This window comes from Bradyrhizobium sp. SZCCHNS2022 (assembly GCF_032377575.1).
In the GTDB taxonomy this organism is placed as follows: domain Bacteria; phylum Pseudomonadota; class Alphaproteobacteria; order Rhizobiales; family Xanthobacteraceae; genus Bradyrhizobium; species Bradyrhizobium aeschynomenes.
Genome location: NZ_JAUHHZ010000001.1, coordinates 5819428 through 5845740, shown reverse-complemented (window position 1 = coordinate 5845740; position 26313 = coordinate 5819428). Strand labels below are relative to the sequence as shown.

The following is a 26313-nucleotide window of genomic DNA, read 5'->3' as shown; positions in this document are numbered from 1 at the left end:
CGTTCGGGGATTGGCGGTTTGCCGTCTATGATATTGGTTCCATTTCGCCTTCCCCGGGCCCTCGATGTCGATCGAAGACGATATTGCGCTGCTGGAGCGCGTCCCGACCCTGCGTCTGTTGGGAAGCGATTCACTGCGCATGATCGCGATCGGCTCCGAGCAGCGTAACATCCAGAGCGGCGAGACCCTGTTTCGCGAGGGCGACACGGCCGATTGCGGCTATGTCGTCCAGCGCGGCGCGCTGAGTGTCAGCGACGAAGGCGGCGCCGAGATCGTCGCCAGGCCCAGCATGCTGATCGGCGAGCTGGCGCTGCTGGTCGAGATGCGCCGCCCGGCGACGGCCACCGCTCTGGAATATTCCACCGTGGTGCGCATCTCTCGCAGCCTGTTTCAGCGCGTGCTGGAGAGCGACGCCGTGGCCGCGCGCCGCCTGCGCGACGAATTCGCCCACCGCGCCAGCCGAATCGCCAACGACATCCTGATGGCCGGCGCCAAGCTGACGTCGTGAGATCTTCACCTCTCCCGACGGGAGAGGTCGGATTGCATCGTCTGATGCAATCCGGGTGAGGGATTCAGGTCGATCGCGCACGCAAGCCCCCTCACCCGGCGCTGCGCGCCGACCTCTCCCCGGCGGGGAGAGGTGAACGGAGATCGCAGCGAGCCCGTGCAAGAATTCGGACGCTGTTAAACGTCCAAGGTCACCGTCACCGGCACGTGGTCCGACGGACGCTCCCAGCTGCGGGCGTCGCGCAGGATGCTGAAATCGCTGACACGGTCCTTCAGCGCGCGCGACACCCAGATGTGGTCGAGCCGGCGGCCGCGATTGCCGATGGTCCAGTCGGCGGCGCGATAGCTCCACCATGTATAGACCTTCTCCGACATCGCGATGCGCTCGCGCGCGACGTCGACCCATTCGCCCTGGGTCTGAGCCGCCAAGAGCTTCTCGCATTCGATCGGCGTGTGCGAGACCACCTTCAACAGCTGCTTGTGCGACCAGACGTCGTGCTCATGCGGCGCGACGTTGAGATCGCCGACCAGGATGTGGCGGTCGTCGCCGCGTGGATGCAGCGGCTCGCACGACTTCATCTCGTCGAGGAATTGCAGCTTGTGCTCGAACTTCGGATTGAGCGCGGGATCGGGAATGTCGCCGCCGGCGGGCACGTAGAAATTATGCAACACCAGCGGCTGCGCCAGCCGCGCCTTCTCGCCGAACGCCACCGTAATGTGGCGTGAGTCTACCTTGTCGCAGAACGTGCGGACGTTCGTATCCTCGAACGGCCATTTCGAGATCACGGCGACGCCGTGATAGCCCTTCTGCCCGTTCAGCGCGATGTGCTCATAGCCGAGCCGCTTGAACCGTTTCAGCGGGAAGGCATCGTCGATGCACTTGGTCTCCTGCAGGCACAGCACATCGGGCCTGACCTGCTTGATGAGCTTGGCGACGAGGTCGATGCGCAGGCGCACCGAGTTGATGTTCCAGGTGGTCAGGACGAGACGCATGGGATCTGCGATAGCATGAATTGAGCCGTCGTCAGCGCTCGGGCTGACGACGAAACGGGCCGGAGACAGCGCAGGCCGTGATATCCGCGAGCTTATCCCCAGCCATGATGCGTGAGGACATCAGCGCCGTTTGGCCTCGATCACGTCCCACACGCGCGCGGCGATGTCCGGGCCGCCAAGCCGCGAGATCGCGCGGATGCCGGTCGGCGAGGTCACGTTGATCTCGGTGAGATTGCCGTCGATGACGTCGATGCCGACCAGCAGCAGGCCGCGCGCGCGCAGCTCCGGACCCAGCGTGTCGCAGATCTCGCGCTCGCGCGCGCTGAGATCGGTCGCCTGCGCGGCGCCGCCGCGCACCATGTTGGAGCGCAGATCGTCAGCGGCGGGCACGCGGTTGACGGCGCCGGCGAACTCGCCGTCGACCAGGATGATGCGCTTGTCGCCATGCTTCACCTCGGGGAGGAAGCGCTGGATCACCCAGGGCTCCCTGAACGTCACCGAGAACATGTCGAACAGCGAGCCGAAATTCATGTCCTGCGGCATCACGCGGAACACCGCCGCACCGCCATGGCCGTGCAGCGGCTTCATCACCACGGCGCCGTGCTGATCGCGGAAGGCGTTGATCTCGTCGAGATCGCGCGAGATCAAGGTCGGCGGCATCAGCTGCGGAAAGTTCATCACGAACAGCTTTTCCGGCGCATTGCGCACACTGGCGGGGTCATTCACCACCAGCGTCTTCGGATGGATGCGCTCGAGGAAATGCGTCGAGGTGATGTAGGCGAGATCGAACGGCGGATCCTGCCGCAGCAGCACGACGTCGAACGATGTCAGCGCCGTCGGCTTCGGCTCGCCGAGCGTGAAGTGATCGCCGACCTGGTCGCGCACCGTCAGCGCCTGCACCGGTGCGTACAGCTCCTCGCCCCGCAGCGACAGCTTGTCCGGCGTGTAGTAGCACAGGCCATGGCCGCGCCGCTGTGCTTCGAGCAGCATGGCAAATGTCGAGTCGCCGCGGATGTTGATGCGCGCGATGGGGTCCATCTGGACGGCGACGTTCAGTTTCATGGGCAGGTCCCTGCTCTCTGCGATCAGTTCATGTCAGGTGCTGGCGTCGAAGGCCGCCACCAGATGGCGCGGCAGGCTGCGCGGCGCAACCAGAATCGCGTCGAAGCGCAGCTCCAATTCGGCATGATCGGAATGCGCCATCAGCCAGGCCTGCGCGGCATTGATGATGCGCTGCTGCTGGCGCGGCGTCACCGCATAGGCGGCGTCGTCGAGCGAGGCGCGCGCCTTGACCTCGACGAAGGCGACGAGGTTGCGTTTGCGCGCGATGATGTCGATCTCGCCATGTGGCGTGCGGAAGCGCTTGGCGAGAATGCGATAGCCCTTGGCCATCAGCAGTGCGGCGGCGCGGGCTTCGGCCGAGAGGCCGGTGCGGAAGGCGGCGACGCGCTCCGGCGCAGCGGTCTTGACGGGCTTGTCGGGGGACGCACGCTCAGTCTTCGCCATCGGCCTCTCCCGACCGCGCGTCCCTGGCAAGCTCGAGCGCGCGCGCATAGACCTCGCGGCGCGGCCGGCCCGACAACTCGACGGCATGCATGACCGCGTCCTTGACGCTCGACCGCGGCAGGAGATCCTTGAGCAGCGCGTCCAGCGCATCCTGCGTCAGCACCGCGGCATCGCGCGGCGGCGGCCCGATCACCAGCACGAACTCGCCGCGCGTTTCGAGCTCGTCGGCCTGGGCGGCGAGCGCGCGCACGGGGCCGCGCAGAACTTCCTCATGCAGCTTGGTGAGCTCGCGACAGATCGCGGCCTGCCGCCCCGCCATGACGTCGGCGAGATCGGCGAGCGTCTCCTGCACGCGGCTTCCCGCCTCGAACATCACGAGCGTGGCCTCGACGCGCGCCAGCTCCGCCAGCCGCGTGCGCCGCGCCTGCTGCTTGGCGGGAAGGAAGCCTTCGAAGAAGAACCGGTCGGTCGGCAGCGCCGCGACACTCAGCGCGGCGAGCACCGCGGAGGGGCCCGGCAGGGCCGTGACGCCGTGTCCAGCCTCGCAGGCGGCGCGAACCAGCTTGTAGCCGGGGTCTGAGATCAGCGGCGTGCCGGCGTCCGACACCAGCGCAATGGCCGCGCCCTCGGACAGGCGCTGCAGAATCTTCGGCCTGACCGCTTCGGCATTGTGCTCGTGGTAGGCGGCAAGCTCGGCGCCTAGGCCGTAGCGCTCGGCCAGCCGCCGCGTGATTCGCGTGTCCTCGCAGAAGATGATGTCAGCGCCGGCCAGCGTCTCCAGTGCGCGCAGCGTGATGTCGCCGAGATTGCCGATCGGTGTTGCCACGAGGTACAGGCCCGGCCGCGCCCGTTGCGCCATCACGCGCTGCCCCGCCACCAGATATGTCCATGAGGTGGAAGATTTGCCGTCGTCCGGCGAGATGTTCGGGATTGCCTTGGCGCCCATCGGGGTAATTTAAAGGGCCGGGGCTGGGAATGCCACCGTGGAACAGTGGTTCTATGAATGTGAAGGTCCAACCAGCATGACCGGCCGCGCCGTTCATCAGAGCTTCAAGTTCGAAAATGCACTTCAAAGGGCATTGCTTCGAGCAGGGGATAGGCCGTGCAAAACGTCGATTTGATATTCTGTGTGGCTCTGACAGCCTTTTGTTTTGCTTAACTATTCGTCGACAATATGAGTGAATCAGCACGGCCTGGGGGACGTGCGGTTGGGGAACTTGTGGCCGGTCTCGGCCGAGCGAAGAGATGCCATGGTGGGCCCGCGTCATCCCAGTTCTCACGGTCCGGGACCCCAGGGGGTTGCCCGGCGAACGGCGCTTGGCCTGATCCTTGGCGCGCCGCTGCTGTCGGCATGTTCCAACGTCCAGCAGGGCTTCGGCCAGCTTTCGAATCCATTCGAGCAGCCCACGGCGCCCGCCGGACCGCCGCAGCAGCCGGCGGTGGCCGGTAACGGCCAGGTCAAGGTCGGGCTGATCCTGCCGCTGTCGGCATCGGGCAATGCCGGCGTCGCCGCGCAATCGATGAAGAGCGCGGCCGAGATGGCGTTGGCCGAGTTTCAGAACCCCAACATCCAGCTCCTGATCAAGGACGACGCCGGTAGTCCGCAAGGCGCGCAGCAAAGCGCGCAACAGGCGTGCGACGAAGGCGCGGAGATCATCCTCGGGCCGTTGTTCGCCGGCTCGGTGCCGGCGACCGCGCAGGTGGCGCGGACGCGCAACGTCTCGGTGATCGCCTTCTCGACCGATTCGAGCGTCGCCGGACGGGGCGTCTATCTGCTGAGCTTCCTGCCGGAGTCCGATGCCACCCGCATCGTCGACTATTCCGCGAGCGTGGGAAAACGTTCCTTTGCCGCGCTGCTCCCGGACAATGCCTATGGCACCGTCGTCGAGGGCGCCTTCAAGACGGCCGTCACCCGCCGCGGCGGACGAATCGTGGCATTCGAGAAATATTCCGGCGACCGCACGATGCCCGCACGGGCCGTGGCGCAGGCGCTCGGCGGCGCCGATGCGCTGCTGCTGGCCGACGACGGCGATTCGGTCGTGGCAACCGCCGATGCGCTCACGGCGGCCGGTGCGAACCTGCGCAACATCCAGCTGCTGGGCACCGGGTTGTGGGACCATCCGCGCGTCTACAACAGCGCCAGCATGCAAGGCGGTGTCTATGCCGCGCCCGATCCTTCGGGCTTCCGTGCTTTCGCCGGCCGCTACCGCACGCGTTTTGGCGGCGATCCCGTGCGCACGGCAACGCTGGCCTATGATGCCGTGGCGCTGGTTGCCGCGCTGGCGCGCACGCAAGGCGCACAACGCTTCGCGCCGGACGTGCTGACCAACTCATCCGGCTTTGCCGGGATCGACGGGCTGTTTCGGTTCCGCAGTGACGGCACCAATGAGCGCGGGCTCGCGGTCATGCGCGTCGGCAGCGGCGGCGCACAGGCCGTGGCCGGTGCGCCCAAGAGCTTCAGCGCGACCTAGCTTCAGCGCGACGCAAACGAAGACGAGTGCGCCGACCGCCTCAGGCGGCGAGATCGGCGACGACGGCGTCCAGCACCGGAAAACCCTCCTGCGTGACGCGCAGCCGTCCGTCGGCGTCGACCGCGATCGCGCCCTCCTCGCGCAGCAGCGCGATGCGGCGCGGATCGAGTGCTCGCCCCGAGATCGCGGCATAACGCCGTGGGTCGATGCCTTCGGCGAGCCGGAGCCCCATCAGCAGAAACTCGTCGGCGCGCTCCTCGCGATTGAGCAGGTCGTCCGTCATGACGCCGTGTCCAGTGGATTCGACCCGCATCACCCAGGCCTCGGGCCGCTTGTCGGTCGCGGTGGCGTGCCGGATGCCGTCAATGTCGAGTCGGCCATGGGCGCCGGGACCGATGCCGGCATATTCCTGGCCGCGCCAATAGACGAGATTGTGCCGGCACTCCGCGCCGGGACGGGCATGGTTGGAGATCTCATAAGCCGGCAGGCCGTGACGGGCGCAGATCTCCTGCGTCACATCGTACAGCGTGCGCGCCAGGCCCTCGTCGGGCGTCTTCAGCTTGCCGGCGGCATGCAGCCCGAAGAACGGCGTGCCCTCCTCGATCGTGAGCTGATACAGCGACAGATGCTCGGCCGCCTCGCCGATCGCGCGCTCCAGCTCCTCGGTCCACATCGCCGGCGTCTGGTCGGGCCGGGCATAGATCAGGTCGAAGGAATAGCGGTCGAACGCGCCGCGCGCGATCGCCACCGCCTGCATCGCTTCCTCCGCCGTGTGCAGACGTCCCAGCATCTTCAGCGAGGCATCGTCCATCGCCTGGACGCCGAGCGAGACGCGGTTGACGCCGGCGGCGCGATAGCCGGCAAAGCGCGTCGCCTCGACGCTGGTCGGATTGGCTTCCAGCGACACCTCGACGTCACCGGCGACGCGCCAGTGCTTGCCGATCGCATCCAGAATCGCGCCGACGGTCTGCGGCTGCATCAGCGACGGCGTGCCGCCGCCGAGGAAGATCGAGGTGACGGTGCGCGGTCCAATGCGGGCGGCGGTGGTCGCGATCTCCTGCGCGAAGGCGCGGGCGAAACGCTCCTGGTCGATGGCGGCGTGGCGGACGTGACTGTTGAAGTCGCAATACGGACATTTCGACAGGCAGAACGGCCAGTGCACATAGACGCCGAACGCTTCGCTGTCAGCGCTGGTCAAGGCAGATCTCCGCGAGCTTCACGAAGGCGCGGGCCCGGTGCGACAGGCCGAGGCCAAGCGGCGGCAATCCGTGCTTCTCGATGCTGGTCATCTCGCCGAAGGTGCGATCGTGCCCGTCGGGCAGGAACATCGGGTCGTAGCCGAACCCGGCCGTGCCGCGCGGCGGCCAGACCAGGGTGCCGTCGACCCGCGCCTCGACCTCCTCGATGTGGCCGTCAGGCCAGGCGACGCACAGCGCGGACACGAAGTGGGCGCCGCGCCGGTCGGCGCTGACAGCGCCACGCTCCTGCAGCAGCCGCTCGATCCGCGTCATCGCCGCAGTGAAGTCCTTGCCCGGGCCGGCCCAGCGCGCCGAGTAGATGCCCGGCGCGCCGTCGAGCCCATGCACCACGATGCCCGAATCGTCGGCGAAGGCCGGCAGTTGCGCAGCCTCTGCCGCGGCCACCGCCTTGATGCGGGCATTGGCTTCGAACGTCTCGCCGGTCTCGTCGGGCTCGCCGAGCCCGAGCTCGCCGGCCGAAACCGCCTCGATGCCGTAGGGCGCCAGCAGCTCGCGCATCTCGGCGAGCTTGCCGGGATTATGGGTCGCAATGACGATGCGGCCGGTGAGCTTGCGGTGGCTGCTGCTCACGCGACCGCCATCTTCTGCAAATCGACCAGCCGGGCGACGCCCTTGCGTGCCAGCGCCATCAGCGCCAGGAACTCGGCCTCGGTGAACGGGGTCTTCTCCGCCGTGCCCTGCACCTCGATGATGCGGCCGTCGCCGGTCATGACGAAATTGGCGTCCGTCTCGGCCTCGGAATCCTCGGCATAGTCGAGATCGAGCACCGGCGTGCCGTTGTAGATGCCGCAGGAGATCGCGGCGACGTTGGCGCGCAGCACCTCGGTCTTGATCATGTTGCGCGACTTCATCCAGCGGATGCAGTCGGCCAGCGCGACCCAGGCGCCGGTGATCGAGGCGGTGCGGGTGCCGCCATCGGCCTGCAGCACGTCGCAATCGACCGTGATCTGGCGCTCGCCGAGCGCTTCCAGGTCGATCGCGGTGCGCAGCGAGCGGCCGATCAGGCGCTGGATCTCGACGGTGCGCCCGGTCTGCTTGCCGGCCGAGGCCTCGCGCCGGGTCCGCTCCAGCGTGGCGCGCGGCAACATGCCGTATTCGGCGGTAATCCAGCCGCGCCCCTGGCCCTTGAGCCAGGGCGGCAGCCTGTCCTCGAGCGTGGCGGTGACCAGGACATGGGTGTCGCCGAACTTCACCAGGCAGGAGCCCTCGGCATATTTGACGACGCCGCGTTCCAGGCTCACGGCCCGCAATTCATCCGGTGCACGGCGGCTCGGCCGCATGATTCTCTCCGTAAAAAGGCAGAAGGCCCATCTGATCGGCCTTGTAGGAGCCGGGACCCGCAGCGGCAAGGGCATAATCGGGCGCGAATCAGCGCCGGAGCACCCGCTCAAGATCGGCTTGCCACCGAGCCGCCGCATGGCCAAATTACATGCAGATGGGTGAGGAGGATATCTGGTGGCCCACCACGATCCGATCAACCTGATGACACCGCCCGCGGGGCTCGCGCAGCTCAATGAGCGGTCGCGCGAGATCTTTCGCCAGATCGTCGAGAGCTACCTCGCGACCGGCGAGCCCGTCGGCTCGCGCAACATTTCGCGGCTGATCGCGGTTCCCTTGTCGCCGGCCTCCGTGCGCAACGTGATGGCCGATCTGGAGCAGCTCGGCCTGATCTATGCGCCGCATACCTCGGCCGGCCGGCTGCCGACCGAAGCGGGCTTGCGCTTCTTCGTCGACGCCCTGATGCAGGTCGGCGACATGACCGAGGCCGAGCGGCAGGCGATCCAGAGCCAGCTTGCCTCCGTCGGCCGCGCCCAGTCGGTGGAAGCAGCGCTCGACGAGGCGCTGACGCGGCTGTCCGGCCTCACCCGTGCCGCCGCCGTGGTTCTCACCGCCAAGTCCAACACGCGGCTGAAGCACATCGAATTCGTCCGCCTGGAGCCGGAGCGCGCGCTGGTCGTGCTGGTCGGCGAGGACGGTCAGGTCGAAAACCGCGTGCTGACGCTGCCGCCCGGCGTGCCGTCCTCGGCGCTCACCGAGGCCGCCAATTTCCTCAATTCGCGGATTCGCGGACGGACCCTGGCGGAAGCCCGGCTCGAGCTCGAGACGGCGCTGGCGCGCGACCGGGCCGAGCTCGATCAGCTGACGCAAAAGGTGATCGCCGCAGGAGTCGCCAGCTGGTCGGGCGGTGACAGCGACGACCGTCAGCTCATCGTGCGTGGTCACGCCAATCTGCTCGAGGATCTGCATGCACTCGAAGATCTCGAACGCGTCCGCCGGTTGTTCGACGATCTCGAGACCAAGCGCGGCGTCGTCGATCTGCTCGGGCGTGCGGAGAGCGCGGAAGGTGTTCGCATCTTCATCGGCTCGGAGAACAAGCTGTTCTCGCTGTCCGGCTCGTCGACGATCGTCTCGCCTTATTCGGACGCCACCGGACGCATCGTCGGCGTGCTCGGCGTCATCGGCCCGACCCGCCTGAACTATGCCCGCGTGATTCCGACCGTCGATTACGCGGCACGTCTGGTCAGCCGTCTGTTGGGCGGCTGACATTCGACATGGTTAACCCGCAAAGGGCGCCGCCGTCAGGCCGTGCTTGATTTTCCGCGCCCAAAGCACGATATCCCGCCCATATCACAAACCCGTCAGCCGAACTTGCGAGTCTGTCAATGACCGATCCCGACCTGCACAAGAACGATCCGGAAAACCCGGCGCAGGCCAGCGAACCCGTGGTCTCCAAACCTTACATCATGCCTGACGACCCCGAGACCGGCTCAGCGGAGGCTCTCGCCAAGGAGGCCGCCGAAGCACGCGACAGGATGCTGCGCACGCTGGCCGAGATGGAGAACCTGCGCAAGCGGACCGCCCGCGAGGTCGCGGACGCGCGGATGTACGGCATCACCGGTTTCGCGCGCGACGTGCTCGACATCGCCGACAATCTGCAGCGCGCGCTCGATGCCGTGCCGGCGGAAACGCGGGACAATGCCGATCCCGGCCTGAAGTCGTTGATCGAGGGCGTCGAGCTCACCGAGCGCTCGCTGCTCAACACGCTGGAGAAGAACGGCGTCAAGAAGTTCGATCCGACAGGGCAGAAGTTCGATCCCAACTTCCAGCAGGCGATGTACGAGGTCCCGGATGCGTCGGTGCCGTCGGGCACCGTGGTGCAAGTCGTCCAGGCCGGCTTCATGATCGGCGAGCGTATCCTGCGCCCGGCGCTGGTCGGCGTCTCCAAGGGCGGCGCCAAGGCGGCGCCGGCGGCCGGCAACGACCAGTCGAACAGCGCGGCCTGACGCGGCCGCTGCTGCGGTTTTGACGCCAAGCTTCATTTGAAGACGAGAGGCGCCGATCCGGAATCGGATGCGGCGCCTCAATGCCGTCTGACTTGGCATGTGTCGGCGTTGCCGCCGCCACCAGACAGATCCCCGGCACCGGCAAATTGCGCCTTAACCAACCTCCGCTAGCGTCAGGCCGACTCTCGCAGAGGACCGTTCCATGAGCTCCCAGTTCGAAGCTGTGACGCGCCAGTCGCTGGCTCCGCCGGCGCGTGAGCGGCTGGCCATGACGCCGTGGCTGATGATCGGCGCCGTGTTCATCATCGCCATCCTGCTGCGCCAGGTCGTTCCGTTGAATACCGACGTCAGCTGGCTGCTGGTGGTCGGCGAGCGCATGCTGGACGGCCAGAAGCTTTATCGCGACATCATCGAGATCAATCCGCCGATGGCGGCGTTCGCCTATCTGCCGGGCGTCGCGCTGGGGCGCCTGCTGCATGTCGATCCGCGTCATGTCATCGACGCGCAGCTGCTGTTGCTGGCGGCCGGCTCGCTCTACGTCACCTCACGCATCATCCGGCTGTCGCAATCATCGGCCGCCCTGAGCTGGGGGCCGTTTGCGATCTGGGCTGCGGCCGTCGTGACGATCCTGCCGATGCACGTGTTCGGCCAGCGTGAGCATATCGCCACGCTTACCTTCCTGCCGGGGCTCGCGGTGTATGCGTTGCGCAGCGAGCGCGAGCCCGTGCCGGCCTGGGCGGTCATCGTTGCCGGAATCGGGGTCGGTATCACGCTCGCCTTCAAACCATTCTTCACGTTCCCCGCCCTGTTCTGCATTCTGGCGGGTGTCGTCCGTTCCCGCGCATGGCTTCAGACGTTTGCCCCCGAGAACATCATCGCCGGCATGATCGTGTCGGCCGTCAGTCTCGGCACCTACCTGCTTTATCCCGAGTACTTCACCGTCACCTATCCGCTGGTGCGCGACACCTATCTGTCTTGGTCGATGTCGCCGTCCGTCATCTTCCTGAACCTGGCGACGCTTCTCCTCGTCGTCGCGCTCGCGACCGTCGCGTTGACGCGGCGGAGCCGCAGGCTCGATGGGCCGTTGCTCGCCTTGATTCTTGCCTCCCTCGGATTTGCGATCTCGTTCTTTCTGCAGCGCCGCGGCTGGCCGTATCATTCCTATCCGATGGTCGCGGTCGCCATGCTCACGATGGGCTACGCCGTGCTGACGGACACTGACGCCACCTCGCAGCCGCGCCGCTTCGGCGTAGCGACGGCCTTGATTCTGATCGCGGCCTTTGCCCTCGGCCTGCAATGGTTCAACACGAGAATTGGCGTCGGTCCACTGCCGGAGGCTTTGGCCAAGCTCAAGCCGCATCCGCGCCTGCTGGTGCTGAGCGGCGAGGCGGCGATCGGTCATCCGCTGGTGCGGGACATCGGCGGCGTCTGGGTGTCGCGTCAGGAGAATCTGTGGATTCGCGAGTTCGTCCGGCTGACGCGCGAGCGGACGTCGGTGGACGCGGCGACCGACGCCCGGCTCAACGCGTATCTGGCGCTGGAGCGAAACTGGCTGGTCGAGGACTTCAGGAACGGCAATCCCGACCTGGTGCTGGTCGACAATCTCAGGGGCGGCTGGGGTGATTGGGCGCGCGCCGATGCCGAACTGCCCGAGCTGCTCAAGTCGTATCGGCTGGTCGGAACGGTCGAGGGTGTCGACATCCTCGAACGGGCGGAGTGACTATTTCTGCGCGACGCCGATCGCGAAGGTGTAGGGCACGCGCGAGTAGTTGTCCCTGATCTCGAGTTTCACGCGGGCGAAGGCGCTGCGCAGCAGGTCGTAATAGCCGTCACGATCGCGGACGAAGTGGCCGCGATCGTTGTCGAGCAGCCATTTCGCGATCCGCGATTGCCCGTCGCGATAGCAGCCGTCGAGCGTGAACAGCACGCCATCGGCGGCGAGGACGTCGCGGATGTTGGCGAGCGTTGTCTTGAGCTCGTCATCGGCGATGTGATGCAGCACGCCGTTCATCATCACGACATCGGCGCCGGCAAACTCCTGGGCCGCGGCCGCATCGAAATGCCGGCAATGGAACGTGCCGAGATGGCCGAACGACCGCCGCGCATGCGCGATATAGGCCTCGTCGACGTCGAAGCCCGTATAGTCGATTCCGTCGGGAAGATGGCGCAGGATATAGCCGGGGCCGCAGCCGATATCGATGACACGCATGCCCGGACGCAGGGTCAGATAATCCCGGATCGCCTTCAGCCGCGCGCCGAAGAAGCCGCCGGCGTTCTGATAGGCCTGGTACAGCGCCGGATGCTTCAATAGCTCCTTCACGAGGAGGCCTCGTCATAGACCGAGCGGCGCAGCTCCGGCCCGGAATGCGCCAGCAAGGTGTTGAGCGGCGGGCTCTCGATCGTCTCCAGCGCATCGGTCGACAGCTGTGGCACGCGGCCGCGCCGATGAATCTGCGAGATCAGGAACAGCGGCCTGTTCTTGGACTGGATGTAGATCCGCCCGACATATTCGCCGATGAGGCCGAGTACCAGTAGCTGCACCGAGGAGATCATGACGACGAGCAGAGTCAAGCTGGTCCAACCGGGCACGGTGCCTGAGAAGATCCAGCTGATGATTGCGGCAATGCCGACGAAGGTCAGCCCGGTCGTCAGCAGCGCGCCGACATAGGTGGCGATCCGCAACGGCACCATCGAGAAGCTGACCAGCGCATCGGCGGCGAAGCTGATCATCTTCAGCAGTGGATATTTGGTGCTGCCGGCGAAGCGCGGCTTGCGGTCATATTCGTAGGCCACCTGCTTGTAGCCGAGCCAGGCCACCATGCCGCGGATGAAGCGATCGTGCTCCGGCATCTGCACGAGCTGGTCCGAGATGCGCCGGCTCATCAGCCGGAAATCGCCGGTGTCGACGGGAATGTGGACGCGGGTGATCTTCGCGAGCAGGCGGTAGAAGGCCTCGGCCGACCATTTCTTGAAACGGGTCTCGCCGGCGCGGCTGCGGCGCTGGCCATAGACGACGTCGGCGCCTTCGCGCGCCATCATCTCGTACATCGGAGTCAGCAGCTCGGGCGGATCCTGCAGGTCGGCGTCGATCACCAGCACCAGGTCGCCGCGCACGGTGGAGAGCCCTGCGGTCAGCGCCAATTGGTGGCCGTGGTTGCGCGCCAGCTTGACGGCGACGACGTTGCGATCCTCGGCGAGCAGCGCGTTGATCACCTGCCAGGTCTTGTCGGTGGAGCCGTCGTCGACCAGGATCAGTTCGAACCGGTTGCCGCACAGCGCCCGCGCGGCCGCGGTCATCTGGCGGTGAAACTCGCGCAGGCCCTCCTCCTCGTTGTAGCAGGGCACAACGATCGAGACGAACATCTTGCCGGGGCGCGGCATCTCGTCCTGCGGGTCTGTCAAATCTGAAGGCCTCGTGCGGCCGCGACGGGGGGCGGCCGAGTGCGCCGAGTGTCGGTCACGGCCAGTTAATTGTTCACCAATATCAACGCCGCCCGGGCGTAATTCGCGGGCTCCTTGCCAACGCCGACCGCTCCGTCCCCGCCGTGCAGACCTCCGGTTAAGCATTGCCGGCTATTGAGAGCATGACGGCCGGCGGCTGACGCCGGCCCCTGCGCCGGGCGTCGTTTCAAGACGGAACCGAGGACGATGGACAAGGCCGAGTTCGACCGCTTCGCCGACGCCTATGACGCGCAGCACCGCGCGAACATCGCGGTCACCGGAGAAGGCCCGGAATATTTCGCCGAATACAAGATCAGGCGGCTGCGGACGATCGTTGGCCGCAGCCGGATCGACGTGTCGCAGATCTACGATTTCGGCGCGGGCATCGGCAATTCGATTCCGTTCTTCCGGCGGTACTTTCCGGAGGCGACGCTGACTTCGTCGGACGTTTCGGAGCGAAGCCTCGCGCTCGCGCGGCAGCGTCATCCCGGCAGCGGCGAAACCCTGCTGATCGAGAACAACCGCATCCCCTGCAAGTCCGATCGTTTCGACGTGGTGTTCTCGGCCTGCGTGTTCCACCACATCCCTCACGAGGAGCACGTGGCCTGGCTGCGCGAGCTGCACCGGATCACGCGTCCGGGCGGCCTGATCGCCGTGTTCGAGCATAACCCGCTCAATCCGCTGACGGTCCACGCCGTCAACACCTGCCCGTTCGACGAGAACGCCAAGCTGATCTTCGCGCGCCAGCTGTCGAGATCGTTGCAGGCCGCGGGCTGGAGCTCGCCGCAGATCCAGTACAGCCTGTTCTTCCCGCGGGCGCTGGCGCGGCTGCGGCCGCTCGAGGACATGCTCGGCTGGCTGCCGCTCGGGGCTCAATACGCCGCGCTGGCGCGCAAATCCTGATCTCCAGCGCTGCTGCCGTTCATGCGGCAATGTCCCCGGAGGTGATCCGCTTCACGCCGGCCGCCGCCATGTCGGTCCAGGCCTTGGCCAGCGAGCCCTGGGTGTCGATGCCGCGGCAGGCGTCCTCGATCACGTAGGTGTCGAGCCCCGCCTTGCGCGCGTCGAGCGCGGTCCAGGCGACGCAGAAATCGGTCGCCAGTCCGGCCACGAACACTTTGCTGATGCCGCGCGCCTTGAGATAGGCCGCGAGCCCCGTGCTGGTCTTCCCGTCCGCCTCGGTGAACGCCGAGTAGCTGTCGACGTCCTTGTGGAAGCCCTTGCGCAGAATCAGCTCGGCCTGCGGGATCGCGAGATCCTTGGACAGCGCCGCGCCGTCGGTGCCCTGCACGCAATGATCCGGCCACAGCACCTGCTTGCCATAGGCCAGGTCGATCAGCTCGAACGGCTTCTTGCCGGGGTGGCTGGAGGCGAATGAGACATGCGCCGGCGTGTGCCAGTCCTGCGTCAGCACCACATGGCTGAACGCCTTCGCGATCCTGTTGACGACGGGCACGACCTGCTCGCCGTCTTTCACCGCGAGGCTGCCGCCCGGAAGGAAGCAGTTCTGCACGTCGATCACGAGCAGCGCTGAGGTGTCGTCGGGCTTGATCGACGCGGCTGCGCCAGCCTGCCCGGCGATCGACGCCGCAAAGGCCGAGCTGCCGAGCAGCCGGAGAATCTGCCGTCGGTTCATTCTCATCCTCCCGGGGTCGAGGCAGCTCGAACGGACGTGTCGATCTGGCCTGCCGGATCTCTTCCGCCGCCGCAGGCAACCGCACTGCGTTACCAATCTTAAACCCAAGATTGTCACGAGTGAAAGCAGCAATTCGTTAAAGGTGCATGGGTACGGTCCGTAAATCTACGGGTGGGGACCGGTACCATGACCACGAATCTCGATGCGGACGGCGGTCAACTGCAGCCGCTGCGCAACGCCACGCTGCGATGGCCGGCGTTGCCGGTCTGGGTCCCCCTGCTGCTGCTGTTCGCTGCCGGCATCCTAATGCGGCATCTGGTGGCCGCGAACACGGATGTGAGCTGGCTGCTGATCGCAGGCGAGCGCTGGCTCGACGGCCAGCGGCTGTATTCGGAGATCATGGAGACCAATCCGCCGATGGCGGTGCTGGTCTATGTCCCGGCGATCCTGATCGCGCGTGGCATTGGCGTGCCCGCGGAGCTGGTGCTCGACGTCCTGCTGTTCGTGGCCATCGCGTCGTCGCTCGCCGTGAGCATGCTCATCCTGCGCGACTCCGCGGCGTTGGCGCCCCGCCAGCGGTGGCCGCTGGCGCTGATCACGCTCGCCGTTCTTGCCGTGCTGCCCGCCCAGTGCTTCGGGCAGCGCGAGCACATCGCGGTGATCGAGCTCGTGCCGGCGCTTGCGGTGCTGGCGCTGCGGATCAACCGCGAGACGCCGCCGCTCTGGGCGAGCGCGGTTGCCGGCATCGGGCTGGGACTGGCGCTCTGCTTCAAGCCGCATTTCGCGCTGGCCATGTTGTGCGTGCTCGGCGTCGTGGCGGTGCATCTGAGGTCGGCGCGCCTGCTGCTCGCCCCGGAGAACCTCATCGCGGCGCTGCTGGTGTCCGTCTACAGCCTCTGCACCGTGCTGCTGTTTTCGGAATTCTTCAGCGACATGTGGCCGGTGCTCCGCGACGTCTATTCGATCGGCATGCCGCTGCCGACGATGCTCACGAAGCCGGCGATCCCGCTCTCTGCGCTCACCCTGGTCGCGACGCTGCTGCTGAAGCGGAGCAGCGGCGTGACGCCGACCTTGATGTTGCTGCTGAGCGCCTCGGCCGCGTTCCTCATGGTCTATCTTCTGCAGCGCAAGGGCTGGCCCTACCATTCCTATCCGATGCTGGCCTTTGCCTTGCTCGGCTTCTTCTACGCCGTCACCGCCGCCCCTTCGGTCCAAGCTGGCGCCCCGGCGCAGCGGCGCCTGGCGACATGGGTGGTCGGCGCAGCGCTGCTGGTGCCGGCGCTGGTCTGGTTCAACCGCGCCCTCGACGCGCGCTTTCTGCAGCCGGCGATCGCCCGTCTCGGCATCGCGCATCCGACCATCATGGTGGTGTCCGGCGATCCCGGCATTCCCCATCCGCTGACGCGCGCCGTCGGCGGCGTGTGGGCCTCGCGCGAGCAGTGCCTGCTGGCGTCGAGCTATGAGGAATTCGCCCGGGACAGCGGAGCCGACGCGCAAGTCCTGGCGCGGCTCGATCCGTACACGGAACGGGAACGCCACTGGCTCGCCGAAGACATCAGGCGCTCGCGGCCGTCGATCGTCCTGGTCGACAATCTGACCGGCGACTGGGGCCAATGGCTTCACGCCAGCCCCGAGCTCGATCGCCTGATGCAGAGCTATCGCCGCACCGAGACGGTGCAGGACATCGACGTCTATGTCCGCGAGCCTGAGTGAACCTCGGCCGTGGGCTAGCCCCTTGGCTGGATCCCGTCCCGGACCGCGCGGAAGCGCGGGAAGGCCGCCGACCACTGGTCGCGCGGCGCGCTGCCGATGATCCGCAGCGTGTTCGGGCCGCCGAAGCGCAACCACTGCACGACGGTGACCGGCGTATTGTCCTTGCCGCTGGTGGCGTCGATCCGCGTTTCATAGGCCGGCAGGCCGTCGATGCGGATCGGCTCGGACATCGTGATGCGGGCGTCGCGTACGCCGGGAATGGTCGTGACCGCCTGCTGCGCCACGCGCGCCCGGTCGCCCGCCTCGGGCGCCACGCCGGCGATCAGCCCGATCACCACGAACGGGGCCGCCTCGAAGCCCTTGTCCTCGTCGCCGTCCGCCAGGATCAGCGCGCCCGGTCCCAGGGTGCGGACGGTCTTGAAATTGGAGAGCTCGGTGACCTTGAAGGGCATGATCGACAACTGCTCGTCGATCGGCACGTCCTTGCGGACCACCGCGGAGGCGAACATCTGGCGCACGGCGTCGTCGGTGTAGATCTTGCTAGCGGTCTCCGGAATCTGCACGGCCACATAGCCGGAGAAGCCGGTGCCGGGCAGGATCATCGAGTAGCGCCGCACGGGGGTGGCGCCGTCACGGCCGTTCTCCACGGTGTAGTAGGCAGTGCCCGCTGATGTCTCGATGCTTTCCGGCTTGATGCCGCCGGTGCCGGCCGGATTGGCGGTGAACGCATTCTTGACCTCGCCATAGGCCCCGGCCGGCAATTCGGTCAGCAGGACCTTGACGCTCTGATCCTCGGTCTCGAAGCCGGAGAAGGTCTTGGCTTTGCTGAGCCCGACCAGCGGTGCGAGCCCGATGCGGACGCCGGGCGGGAAAATGGCATCCGCCGCCAGCGCCGGTCGCAGCAGGGAGATCGAGACCAGCGCCGCGGCGAGAAGTCGGGAGAACATCATGAGGAAGCTGCCTCGTTTCACAAACCAGTTCGACGGCCGTGATCGTCCCCGCGGTGGCCGTCCTCGGATGGGTGCCTTGTAGCGGGTTTACCGCGGCCGCAACAGGTCGATGGGTGCGACCAGAAGTTCCGCCGGCAGGGACGCGTTCAGGTTCTTGGCCACGGAGCTTTATGGTTTCGCTAAGCATGATCGAGGTTGCCGGCCGTGCCCGAATGAGGGCGACTTTGCGGCCTGAGGAAGCACTGATGGCGGGTCGGGCGCAGTCACGGAGCCGGGCATCTGTCCGCAACGCCCGCGACGCCGGGCGGGCACTCCGCCTCCCCGTCGGGGCTTTCACGGAGCGCCGAAAAATCCGCGGCTTTTCCGCGCTCGCGGGTCTCCTCCGGTCCTTGCGGGTGCCTCCCCCCCTCCTATATGACGCTCATCGTCGCAATATCGCGAGCATTTGATCTGAGGGGGTTTTGGATGGGGGCGCCGTCAGGGCCCCACCCAACCTGCCGCAAAAAGAAGGATATGAGACCATGGGAAAGGTCATCGGGATCGATCTCGGCACCACGAATTCGTGCGTGGCCGTCATGGACGGCAAATCGTCGAAAGTCATCGAGAACGCCGAGGGCATGCGGACCACGCCGTCGATCGTCGCCTTCAGTGACGATGGCGAGCGTCTGGTCGGTCAGCCGGCCAAGCGCCAGGCGGTGACCAACCCCGAGCGGACCTTCTTCGCAGTGAAGCGCCTGATCGGCCGCCGCTACGACGACCCGATGGTCGAGAAGGACAAGAAGCTCGTCCCCTACAAGATCGTCAAGGCCGGCAACGGCGACGCCTGGGTCGAGGCCGACGGCAAGACCTATTCGCCCTCGCAGGTCTCCGCCTTCATCCTGCAGAAGATGAAGGAGACCGCGGAGGCCCATCTCGGCCAGAAGGTCGACCAGGCCGTCATCACCGTCCCCGCTTATTTCAACGACGCCCAGCGTCAGGCCACCAAGGACGCCGGCAAGATCGCCGGTCTCGAGGTGCTGCGCATCATCAATGAGCCGACTGCGGCTGCGCTCGCCTACGGCCTCGACAAGACCAAGGCCGGCACCATCGCCGTGTACGACCTCGGCGGCGGCACCTTCGACGTCTCGATCCTGGAGATCGGCGACGGCGTGTTCGAGGTGAAGTCGACCAACGGCGACACCTTCCTCGGCGGCGAAGACTTCGACATGCGTCTGGTCAGCTACCTCGCCGACGAATTCCAGAAGGAGCAGGGCATCAACCTGCGCAACGACAAGCTCGCTCTGCAGCGCCTCAAGGAAGCTGCCGAGAAGGCCAAGATCGAGCTGTCGTCGACCACGCAGACCGAGATCAACCTGCCCTTCATCACCGCGGACCAGTCCGGTCCGAAGCATCTGACGATGAAGCTGACCCGCGCCAAGTTCGAGGCGCTGGTGGCCGACCTCGTCGAGAAGACCATCGAGCCGTGCCGCAAGGCGCTGAAGGATGCCGGCCTGACCGCCGGCGAGATCGGCGAAGTGGTGCTGGTCGGCGGCATGACCCGCATGCCGAAGATCCAGGAGATGGTGAAGCAGTTCTTCGGCAAGGAGCCGCACAAGGGCGTCAACCCCGACGAGGTGGTGGCGATCGGTGCTGCGATTCAGGCCGGCGTGCTGCAGGGCGACGTCAAGGACGTGCTGCTGCTCGACGTGACCCCGCTCTCGCTGGGCATCGAGACGCTGGGCGGCGTGTTCACCCGCATCATCGACCGCAACACCACGATCCCGACCAAGAAGAGCCAGGTGTTCTCGACCGCCGAGGACAATCAGAACGCGGTCACCATCCGGGTCTTCCAGGGTGAGCGCGAAATGGCGGCCGACAACAAGATGCTCGGCCAGTTCGACCTGATGGGCATTCCGCCGTCGCCGCGCGGCATGCCGCAGATCGAGGTGACGTTCGACATCGACGCCAACGGCATCGTCAACGTCTCGGCCAAGGACAAGGCGACCGGCAAGGAGCAGCAGATCCGCATCCAGGCCTCGGGTGGCCTGTCGGAAGCCGACATCGACAAGATGGTCAAGGACGCCGAGGCCAATGCCGCCGCGGACAAGAAGCGCCGCGAGGCGGTCGACGCCAAGAACCATGCCGACGCGCTGGTGCATTCCACCGAGAAGGCGCTGGCCGAGCATGGCTCGAAGGTCGCCGAGAGCGAGCGCCGCGCCATCGAAGACGCCGTCAGCGATCTGAAGGAAGCGCTGAAGGGCGACGACGCCGAGGCGATCAAGGCCAAGACCAACACCCTGGCCCAGGCGTCGATGAAGCTCGGCGAGGCCATGTACAAGCAGCAGGCCGAGAGCGACGCGGCCCGCGATGCTGCCAAGGATGACGTCGTCGACGCGGAGTTCACCGAGGTCGACGACGACAAGAAGAAATCTGCTTAAACGACGGTAGAGGCTGATAGCCATGACCCCCATGCCAAAGAGCGCAGCCAGCGTCTCGTTGGATGGGGGTCATTTTCATTGAACCGGCGCGCGGATGCGCGCGAGCCGTTCAGGTCTGACGATGTTCGGGCGGGTTTGATTGATGTCCACCAAGCGCTGCTATTACGAGACCCTGGAAGTCGAACGCGATGCCGACGAGGGCAAGCTGAAGACGGCGTTCCGCAAGCTCGCCATGAAATGGCACCCGGACAAGAATCCGGGCGATGCCTCCAGTGAGGTGAAGTTCAAGGAGATCAACGAGGCCTATGAGGTGCTGCGCGACGCCGACAAGCGCGCCGCCTATGACCGCTATGGCCACGCCGCGTTCGAGCAGGGCGCGGGCGGCGGTCCGCATGGCTTCGGCGCCGGCTTCGCGTCGTCGTTCTCCGACATCTTCGAGGACCTGTTCGGCATGGCCGGACAGCGGCGCGGCGGCACCGGCCGCGAGCGCGGCGCGGACCTGCGCTACAACATGGAGATCACGCTGGAGGAGGCGTTCCTCGGCAAGACCGCGCAGATCGAGATTCCGGTCTCGGTCACCTGCGACTCCTGCTCGGGCACCGGCGCCAAGGCCGGCACCAAGCCGAAGACCTGCGCGATGTGCGGCGGCGCCGGCCGCGTCCGCCAGGCGCAGGGCTTCTTCACCCTGGAGCGCACCTGTCCGGGCTGCCACGGCCGCGGCCAGATGATCGAGGATCCCTGCCCGTCATGCTCCGGCTCCGGCCGCGTCACGCGCGACCGTACGCTGTCGGTCAACATTCCCCAGGGCGTCGAGGACGGCACCCGCATCCGTCTTGCCGGCGAGGGCGAGGCGGGCCTGCGCGGCGGGCCGCCCGGCGACCTCTACATCTTCCTGTCGCTGTCTCAGCACGAGTTCTTCCAGCGCGACGGCGCCGACCTGCATTGCCGCGTGCCGATCTCGATGGTGACGGCCGCGCTGGGCGGCGAGTTCGAGGTGCCGACCATCGACAACGGCAAGACCAAGGTGAAGATTCCCGCTGGCGCCCAGTCCGGCCGCCGCTTCCGGATCGCCGCCAAGGGCATGCCGGTGCTGCGCTCGCGCCAGACCGGCGACATGTATGTCCAGGTCGTCGTCGAGACGCCGCAGAACCTGACGAAGAAGCAGCAGGAGCTGCTGGCCGAGTTCGAGAAGCTGTCGTCCGGTGCCACCCAGCCGGAAGCCGCCGGCTTCTTTACCAAGGTCAAGGATTTCTTCGGCAAGGCGGCGAGCTGAGCCTGAGCGCGGCGGTCGGCCGGGATGTTGCCGAATGATCTCAGTCGCGGGATTTCACGGCGTCTGCTGCTCTGCACAGCAAAAAAAGACCAGATGCATCCGCAAGACTGCGGACCCAGCAGCCTTAATCGTGAGTTACGGTTCGGCTTGACCGCCCCGCCTGCGACCTATACGTCTTTGTGACTCTTTTCTGACATCGCCGTGAAAACGGTCCCGTCTGGTACTGAGATGCCCCTGCAAACGTCCGTGCGTGCGTCGAAAAAGCCTCTCCGTCTGGACGACGAAGTGCGCTTCCTCCGCTCATGGATCGAGAAGCCGCTGCACATGGGCGCCGTCATGCCGTCGGGACGGCTGCTGGCCCGGACCATGGCGCAGTATGTCGATCCTCATGGCACCGGTCCGGTGATCGAGCTCGGGCCCGGCACGGGCGCGATTACGGCCGCGCTGGTCGAGCACGGCATCGATCAGAAGCGGCTCGTCCTGGTCGAATACAATCCGAGTTTCTGCGCGCTGCTGCGCGACCGCTACCCGCAGGCCAAGGTGGTGCAGGGCGACGCCTATCGCCTCCGTGACACGCTGTGGAACGTGCTGGGCGCGCCGGCCTCGGCCGTCGTCTCCGGCCTGCCGCTGGTGACCAAGCCGATGCTGACGCGCATGAAGCTGGTCCGCGATGCGTTCGCAGCGATGTCGCCGAACGCGCCGTTCGTGCAGTTCACCTATTCCGTCGTGCCGCCGATTCCGAAGTCGCTGCCCGGCGTCACCACCCAGGCGTCCGAGCGCATCTGGATGAACCTTCCGCCGGCGCGCGTCTGGGTGTATCGCAAGCCCTGACCGGCAGCCGCGGTTTTGCGCGGCGGGTCGCTTCCCGGCCGCACGATGTCCGCGCTGAAAATCCTCGTCATTCCCGGCTCGACCCGCGCCGGCTCGCACAATGCGAGGCTGGCCGCAGCTGCCGCCTATCGGTTCGTGCAGGCCGACGCCGACGTCACCCGCATCTCACTGGCCGATTTTCCGCTGCCGATCTACGAGGCCGATCTCGAGGCTGGCTCCGGCGTGCCGCGCGCGGCCATCGATCTGAAACGGATGATCGACGCGCATGATGGCGTGCTGCTGGTGACGCCCGAATACAACGGCTCGGTGCCGCCGCTGCTCAGCAACGCCATCGCCTGGCTGTCGCGCGTCGACGAGCCGCCGGAGGGCCGCGGCGCCGTGTTCCGCGGCCGGCCGTTCGCGATCGCGGCCGCCTCCGAAAACCGTTTCGGCGGAGAGCGTGCGCTCGCGGCGCTGCGCCTGATGCTGACGGCCTGCAACGCCCTGGTCATCCCGAGCCAGCTCGCGCTTGCCTTCGCCGACAAGGCGTTCAACGACATGGATCGGCTCAGGCTGCCGGCCGACGTCAACGCGCTCGATGCGCTGGTGCGGCAGCTGATCGAGACAGCGCAACAGACCCCGTGAGGTGACATGCCGACCGAGATTGCTCCACGCGACCGCCTGATCGTCGCCCTCGACTTGCCCGGCGTGGCCGAGGCCGAGGCGATGATCGCTACGCTCGGCGACAGCGTGACGTTCTACAAGATCGGCATGGAGCTGACCTATGCCGGCGGCCTTGGCCTCGCCGAGCGCCTCGCGGCCTCCGGCAAGCACGTCTTCATGGACCTCAAGCTGCACGACATCCCGAACACTGTCGAGCGCGCCACGCGCCAGATCGCCAGGCTCGGCGCCCGCTTCCTCACCGTGCACGGCTTCTCGCAGAGCATGACAGCCGCGCTCGCCGGCGCTGCTGGCTCGAGCCTCGAGCTGCTCGCCGTCACCGTGATGACCTCCTACGACGACACCGACCTCGCCGCCGCCGGCTACGCGATGACCGTCAAGGAGCTCGTGGCCCACCGCGCCGTGCAGGCCCGCGACATCGGCATCCACGGCCTGATCCTGTCGCCGGAGGAGACCCAGCTGGTCCGTCCGCTGGTCGGCCCTGACATGCAGCTGGTGACGCCGGGGATCCGCCCCGCGGGCTCGGACGTCGGCGACCAGAAGCGCATCATGACGCCGGCGCTGGCGATCGCCGGCGGTGCCGACCGCCTCGTCGTCGGCCGTCCCGTCACCGGCGCCGCCGATCCCGCCGCCGCTGCGGAGGCCATCGTCGCCGACATCGCCACCGCCGTCGCGCTGGTCGGCAAAACCAATCGCTCGTAAGCAGAAACGCCCGACAACAAGGAGACCCCAGGGATGCCCAAGGCCTATTGGATCGCCCGCATCGACGTGCACAACATGGACGGCTACAAGGAATACGTCGCGCAGAACGGCGCGGTGTTCCATCAGTACGGTGCCAAGTTCCTGGTCCGCGGCGGCCAGTACGAGACCCGCGAAGGCACCTCGCGCTCGCGCAACGTCGTGATCGAGTTCAAGGACTACGCCACCGCGCTCGCATGCTACAATTCCGCGGAATACCAGCGCCTGGTCGCGATGCGGTCGCCGCATTCGGAAGGCGACCTGGTCATCATCGAGGGCTATGACGGCCCGCAGCCGTGACGCGCAGGCCGGCCCCGCTGCAGCCTCGGTTGCCGCCACCAGCGCCCCCGGCTATAGCCCCTGACGGGGCGGAGGAGCAGAGATGTCCAAGATGCGCTTGATCGTTGCAGGAGCCGGCGGCCGCATGGGCCGGGCGCTGGTGCGCGCCATTGCCGACAGCGACGGCGCCGAGCTTGCTGGCGCCCTCGAAGCTCCCGGCTCCGAGCTGATCGGCAAGGATTCCGGCCTGCTCGCAGGTCTCCCCGCCAACAACATCAAGCTGTCGGCCGATCTCTGGGCGATGTCGGCCGAGGCCGACGGCATCCTCGATTTCACCGTGCCGGCCGCGACCATCGCCAATGTCGCCATCGCCGCCGAGCGCGGCATCGCGCACATCATCGGCACCACCGGCCTGTCGGCGTCGGACGACGCCGTGATCAAGAGCGTCACCAAGCGCGCCATCGTGGTGCAGTCCGGCAATATGAGCCTCGGCGTCAACCTGCTGTCGGCGCTGGTCAAGCAGGTGGCGAAGTCGCTCGACGCGAATTTCGACATCGAGATCCTCGAGATGCACCACAAGCACAAGGTCGACGCGCCCTCGGGCACCGCCTTGATGCTCGGACGCGCCGCCGCCGACGGCCGCGGCATCGCGCTGGAGGATCACTCCGCCCGCGGCCGCGACGGCATCACCGGCGAGCGCCGCAGCGGCGATATCGGCTTCGCCTCGCTGCGCGGCGGCACCGCGGCCGGCGATCACAGCGTCATCTTCGCCGGTCCGTCCGAGCGCCTCGTGCTGTCGCACCAGGCCGAGGACCGCATGATCTTCGCCCATGGCGCGCTGAAGGCGGCGCTGTGGGCGCATGGCAAGCCGCCGGGCTACTACACGATGGACGACGTGCTCGGCCTCAAGGATCTTTTCTAGTTCAACGTCGATGGAAGCGAACTGATGAGCGAACGTCTCCTGGTGCTGGTGCGCCACGGCCAGAGCGAGTGGAATCTGAAGAACCTGTTCACCGGCTGGAAGGATCCTGACCTGACCGCGCAGGGCGTCAGCGAAGCCAAGGACGCCGGCCGCAAGCTGAAGGCGCATGGCCTCTCCTTCGATGTCGCCTTCACCTCCGAGCTGACCCGCGCCCAGCACACCCTGAAGCTGATCCTCGACGAGCTCGGCCAGCCCGGCCTGCCGACATCCAAGAACCTCGCGCTCAACGAGCGCGACTATGGCGACCTCTCCGGCCTCAACAAGGACGACGCCCGCGCCAAATGGGGCGAGGAGCAGGTCCACGTCTGGCGCCGCTCCTACGACGTCCCCCCGCCCGGCGGCGAAAGCCTCAAGGACACCCTCGCCCGCGCGCTGCCCTACTACGTCCAGGAGATTCTCCCCGGCGTCCTCCGCGGCCAGCGCACCCTGGTCGCCGCGCACGGCAACTCGCTCCGCGCGCTGATCATGGTGCTGGAGAAGCTGACTCCGGAAGGCATTCTGAAGCGCGAACTCGCCACCGGCGTGCCGATCATCTACCGCCTGAAAGCGGATTCGACGGTGGAGTCGAAGCTGGACCTGGCGGGCTAGCCGAGCGCGCGCGACCAGTCGCGGCCGTTGACGGGCGCCTTCGTCGGTCATGGCGCCCCTTGTGAGTTGAAGCCCCACTCCCGGCTCCGCCGCCGCTGCGCCCCCTCGCCCCGTTCTTACGGGGAGAGGGTTGGGATGAGGGGCCGCCCCACGGGCAGTGCCTCTCAAAAGCCCCCCCAATGACACAACTCATGAGTTGCTCGTCGTGCCGGGCCGGTCCCGTCTGCGCGGCCTAGGCAGAGGCCTCGCCCTTCGAGACGCCCACCTCCGGTGGGCTCCTCAGGGTGAGGGGCGAAAGTCGTTCCGGAGCTATCCTCTTCATGGAGCATGCTGCTCGTTATTGGCTGCGCCATACTCTTCTGCCAACCCTCATGGTGAGGAGGCGCGCGCCCTTCTGCTCATGAGAGCGACGGACGAACATCCGCGCGCCGTCTCGAACCATGAGGCCCGCGACAGCGCCGCCCCGGATCGGCCCGCATCGTTTCCCGGCCACGCCGATCATCTCCCCGATTCACATCTCAAACAGCCCCGTCCATGGCTCCACGGCCTCGCGGCGCATCCGCCCGAGCCGTGCTGCAACCATGTCCCTCCGACAATCGAGAGGGCGCAGGGAATGCCGGATGCTGGCCGCACCCATGGCCCGCCTGCAGAAAAAATAGCAGGCGGCAGTCACCACAGGTTCAGCCGAGAACAACCGGCATTCCCTGCGCGATGGTCTTCACGCTTATACGCAGTCTCCCTGGTGCGCCGGGCTTGTTGGCCACCATGCGCGACAATGCTTGCGC

Annotated in this window: 26 protein-coding genes; 15 read left to right on the top strand and 11 right to left on the bottom strand. The window is 66.8% G+C overall.

Features of this window, described 5'->3' with window-relative positions; all coding sequences use genetic code 11:
• The first annotated feature begins 64 nt into the window (after nt 1–64).
• Nucleotides 65–508, top strand: coding sequence for a cyclic nucleotide-binding domain-containing protein (locus QXZ94_RS26130; RefSeq protein ID WP_172113644.1), 444 nt, complete (start codon nt 65–67; stop codon nt 506–508).
• A 176-nt stretch (nt 509–684) separates the two neighbouring features.
• Here QXZ94_RS26130 and QXZ94_RS26125 read toward each other — a convergent pair whose 3' ends face one another.
• The 4 genes from QXZ94_RS26125 to rsmI form a co-directional block, all read right to left on the bottom strand.
• On the bottom strand, nt 685–1500 hold the full coding sequence (locus QXZ94_RS26125; RefSeq protein WP_315723242.1) for an exodeoxyribonuclease III: 816 nt from the start codon (nt 1498–1500) through the stop codon (nt 685–687).
• Nucleotides 1501–1620: 120 nt separating this feature from the next.
• Complete coding sequence (gene gshB / locus QXZ94_RS26120) at nt 1621–2562, bottom strand: glutathione synthase (RefSeq protein ID WP_172113642.1); 942 nt, start codon at nt 2560–2562, stop codon at nt 1621–1623.
• Nucleotides 2563–2595: 33 nt separating this feature from the next.
• On the bottom strand, nt 2596–3006 hold the full coding sequence (locus QXZ94_RS26115; protein ID WP_315723239.1) for a YraN family protein: 411 nt from the start codon (nt 3004–3006) through the stop codon (nt 2596–2598).
• Nucleotides 2993–3952, bottom strand: coding sequence for a 16S rRNA (cytidine(1402)-2'-O)-methyltransferase (gene rsmI / locus QXZ94_RS26110; RefSeq protein WP_315723237.1), 960 nt, complete (start codon nt 3950–3952; stop codon nt 2993–2995). Before rsmI ends, QXZ94_RS26115 begins: the two co-directional genes overlap by 14 nt.
• A gap of 304 nt (nt 3953–4256) precedes the next feature.
• Between rsmI and QXZ94_RS26105 the strand changes: the two genes are divergently transcribed.
• Entirely contained in the window at nt 4257–5477 is a 1221-nt protein-coding gene (locus QXZ94_RS26105; protein WP_315723234.1) for a penicillin-binding protein activator, read from the top strand.
• Nucleotides 5478–5517: 40 nt separating this feature from the next.
• Here QXZ94_RS26105 and hemW read toward each other — a convergent pair whose 3' ends face one another.
• The 3 genes from hemW to rph are packed head-to-tail and all read right to left on the bottom strand — an operon-like array spanning nt 5518 to nt 8016.
• Nucleotides 5518–6675, bottom strand: coding sequence for a radical SAM family heme chaperone HemW (hemW, locus tag QXZ94_RS26100; protein WP_315723232.1), 1158 nt, complete (start codon nt 6673–6675; stop codon nt 5518–5520).
• The gene (gene rdgB, locus QXZ94_RS26095) at nt 6662–7306 is read right to left on the bottom strand and encodes an RdgB/HAM1 family non-canonical purine NTP pyrophosphatase (RefSeq protein WP_315723230.1); all 645 of its coding nucleotides are present in this window, start codon (nt 7304–7306) and stop codon (nt 6662–6664) included. Before rdgB ends, hemW begins: the two co-directional genes overlap by 14 nt.
• Entirely contained in the window at nt 7303–8016 is a 714-nt protein-coding gene (gene rph / locus QXZ94_RS26090; RefSeq protein ID WP_172113636.1) for a ribonuclease PH, read from the bottom strand. The genes rdgB and rph overlap by 4 nt, the downstream gene beginning before the upstream one ends.
• Before the next feature lie 175 nt (nt 8017–8191).
• On the opposite strand from rph, the gene hrcA reads away from it, so the two are divergent.
• From hrcA to QXZ94_RS26075, 3 genes are all read left to right on the top strand, one after another.
• Nucleotides 8192–9280 carry a heat-inducible transcriptional repressor HrcA gene (hrcA, locus tag QXZ94_RS26085; RefSeq protein ID WP_172113635.1) on the top strand — a complete coding sequence of 363 codons (1089 nt, stop codon included), beginning with the start codon at nt 8192–8194 and terminating at the stop codon, nt 9278–9280.
• 119 nt (nt 9281–9399) lie between these two features.
• On the top strand, nt 9400–10020 hold the full coding sequence (gene grpE, locus QXZ94_RS26080; RefSeq protein WP_315723227.1) for a nucleotide exchange factor GrpE: 621 nt from the start codon (nt 9400–9402) through the stop codon (nt 10018–10020).
• A gap of 202 nt (nt 10021–10222) precedes the next feature.
• The gene (locus QXZ94_RS26075; protein ID WP_315723225.1) at nt 10223–11740 is read left to right on the top strand and encodes a hypothetical protein; all 1518 of its coding nucleotides are present in this window, start codon (nt 10223–10225) and stop codon (nt 11738–11740) included.
• Here the strand turns inward: QXZ94_RS26075 and QXZ94_RS26070 are convergent, their stop codons facing one another.
• Both QXZ94_RS26070 and QXZ94_RS26065 read right to left on the bottom strand, forming a co-directional pair.
• The gene (locus QXZ94_RS26070; RefSeq protein WP_315723223.1) at nt 11741–12340 is read right to left on the bottom strand and encodes a class I SAM-dependent methyltransferase; all 600 of its coding nucleotides are present in this window, start codon (nt 12338–12340) and stop codon (nt 11741–11743) included. It lies immediately after the preceding gene.
• Nucleotides 12337–13383 carry a glycosyltransferase family 2 protein gene (locus tag QXZ94_RS26065; protein WP_409998810.1) on the bottom strand — a complete coding sequence of 349 codons (1047 nt, stop codon included), beginning with the start codon at nt 13381–13383 and terminating at the stop codon, nt 12337–12339. The genes QXZ94_RS26070 and QXZ94_RS26065 overlap by 4 nt, the downstream gene beginning before the upstream one ends.
• A 285-nt stretch (nt 13384–13668) precedes the next feature.
• On the opposite strand from QXZ94_RS26065, the gene QXZ94_RS26060 reads away from it, so the two are divergent.
• On the top strand, nt 13669–14364 hold the full coding sequence (locus tag QXZ94_RS26060; RefSeq protein ID WP_315723219.1) for a class I SAM-dependent methyltransferase: 696 nt from the start codon (nt 13669–13671) through the stop codon (nt 14362–14364).
• 19 nt (nt 14365–14383) lie between these two features.
• Here the strand turns inward: QXZ94_RS26060 and pncA are convergent, their stop codons facing one another.
• Nucleotides 14384–15103 (bottom strand): bifunctional nicotinamidase/pyrazinamidase, encoded by a 720-nt coding sequence (pncA, locus tag QXZ94_RS26055; protein WP_315723217.1) that lies wholly within the window; start codon nt 15101–15103, stop codon nt 14384–14386.
• Nucleotides 15104–15283: 180 nt separating this feature from the next.
• Between pncA and QXZ94_RS26050 the strand changes: the two genes are divergently transcribed.
• The gene (locus QXZ94_RS26050) at nt 15284–16810 is read left to right on the top strand and encodes a hypothetical protein (protein WP_315723215.1); all 1527 of its coding nucleotides are present in this window, start codon (nt 15284–15286) and stop codon (nt 16808–16810) included.
• Between the two features lie 14 nt (nt 16811–16824).
• Here QXZ94_RS26050 and QXZ94_RS26045 read toward each other — a convergent pair whose 3' ends face one another.
• Nucleotides 16825–17760, bottom strand: coding sequence for a hypothetical protein (locus QXZ94_RS26045; RefSeq protein WP_315723213.1), 936 nt, complete (start codon nt 17758–17760; stop codon nt 16825–16827).
• Between the two features lie 521 nt (nt 17761–18281).
• Here QXZ94_RS26045 and dnaK point away from each other — a divergent pair.
• The 8 genes from dnaK (at nt 18282) to QXZ94_RS26005 (ending at nt 25528) form a co-directional block, all read left to right on the top strand.
• Entirely contained in the window at nt 18282–20177 is a 1896-nt protein-coding gene (gene dnaK / locus QXZ94_RS26040) for a molecular chaperone DnaK (protein ID WP_172113627.1), read from the top strand.
• A 142-nt stretch (nt 20178–20319) separates the two neighbouring features.
• Nucleotides 20320–21450, top strand: a complete 1131-nt coding sequence (dnaJ, locus tag QXZ94_RS26035) for a molecular chaperone DnaJ (RefSeq protein ID WP_315723210.1) — start codon at nt 20320–20322, stop codon at nt 21448–21450.
• 228 nt (nt 21451–21678) lie between these two features.
• Nucleotides 21679–22281, top strand: coding sequence for a class I SAM-dependent methyltransferase (locus QXZ94_RS26030; protein WP_315723208.1), 603 nt, complete (start codon nt 21679–21681; stop codon nt 22279–22281).
• A gap of 45 nt (nt 22282–22326) precedes the next feature.
• The gene (locus tag QXZ94_RS26025; protein WP_315723206.1) at nt 22327–22905 is read left to right on the top strand and encodes an NAD(P)H-dependent oxidoreductase; all 579 of its coding nucleotides are present in this window, start codon (nt 22327–22329) and stop codon (nt 22903–22905) included.
• Nucleotides 22906–22911: 6 nt separating this feature from the next.
• Nucleotides 22912–23643 carry an orotidine-5'-phosphate decarboxylase gene (gene pyrF / locus QXZ94_RS26020; protein ID WP_315723204.1) on the top strand — a complete coding sequence of 244 codons (732 nt, stop codon included), beginning with the start codon at nt 22912–22914 and terminating at the stop codon, nt 23641–23643.
• 33 nt (nt 23644–23676) lie between these two features.
• The gene (locus tag QXZ94_RS26015; protein ID WP_315723202.1) at nt 23677–23979 is read left to right on the top strand and encodes a DUF1330 domain-containing protein; all 303 of its coding nucleotides are present in this window, start codon (nt 23677–23679) and stop codon (nt 23977–23979) included.
• An 82-nt stretch (nt 23980–24061) separates the two neighbouring features.
• Nucleotides 24062–24880, top strand: a complete 819-nt coding sequence (dapB, locus tag QXZ94_RS26010; protein ID WP_315723200.1) for a 4-hydroxy-tetrahydrodipicolinate reductase — start codon at nt 24062–24064, stop codon at nt 24878–24880.
• 24 nt (nt 24881–24904) lie between these two features.
• On the top strand, nt 24905–25528 hold the full coding sequence (locus tag QXZ94_RS26005; protein ID WP_315723198.1) for a 2,3-bisphosphoglycerate-dependent phosphoglycerate mutase: 624 nt from the start codon (nt 24905–24907) through the stop codon (nt 25526–25528).
• Nucleotides 25529–26313: the final 785 nt, after the last annotated feature.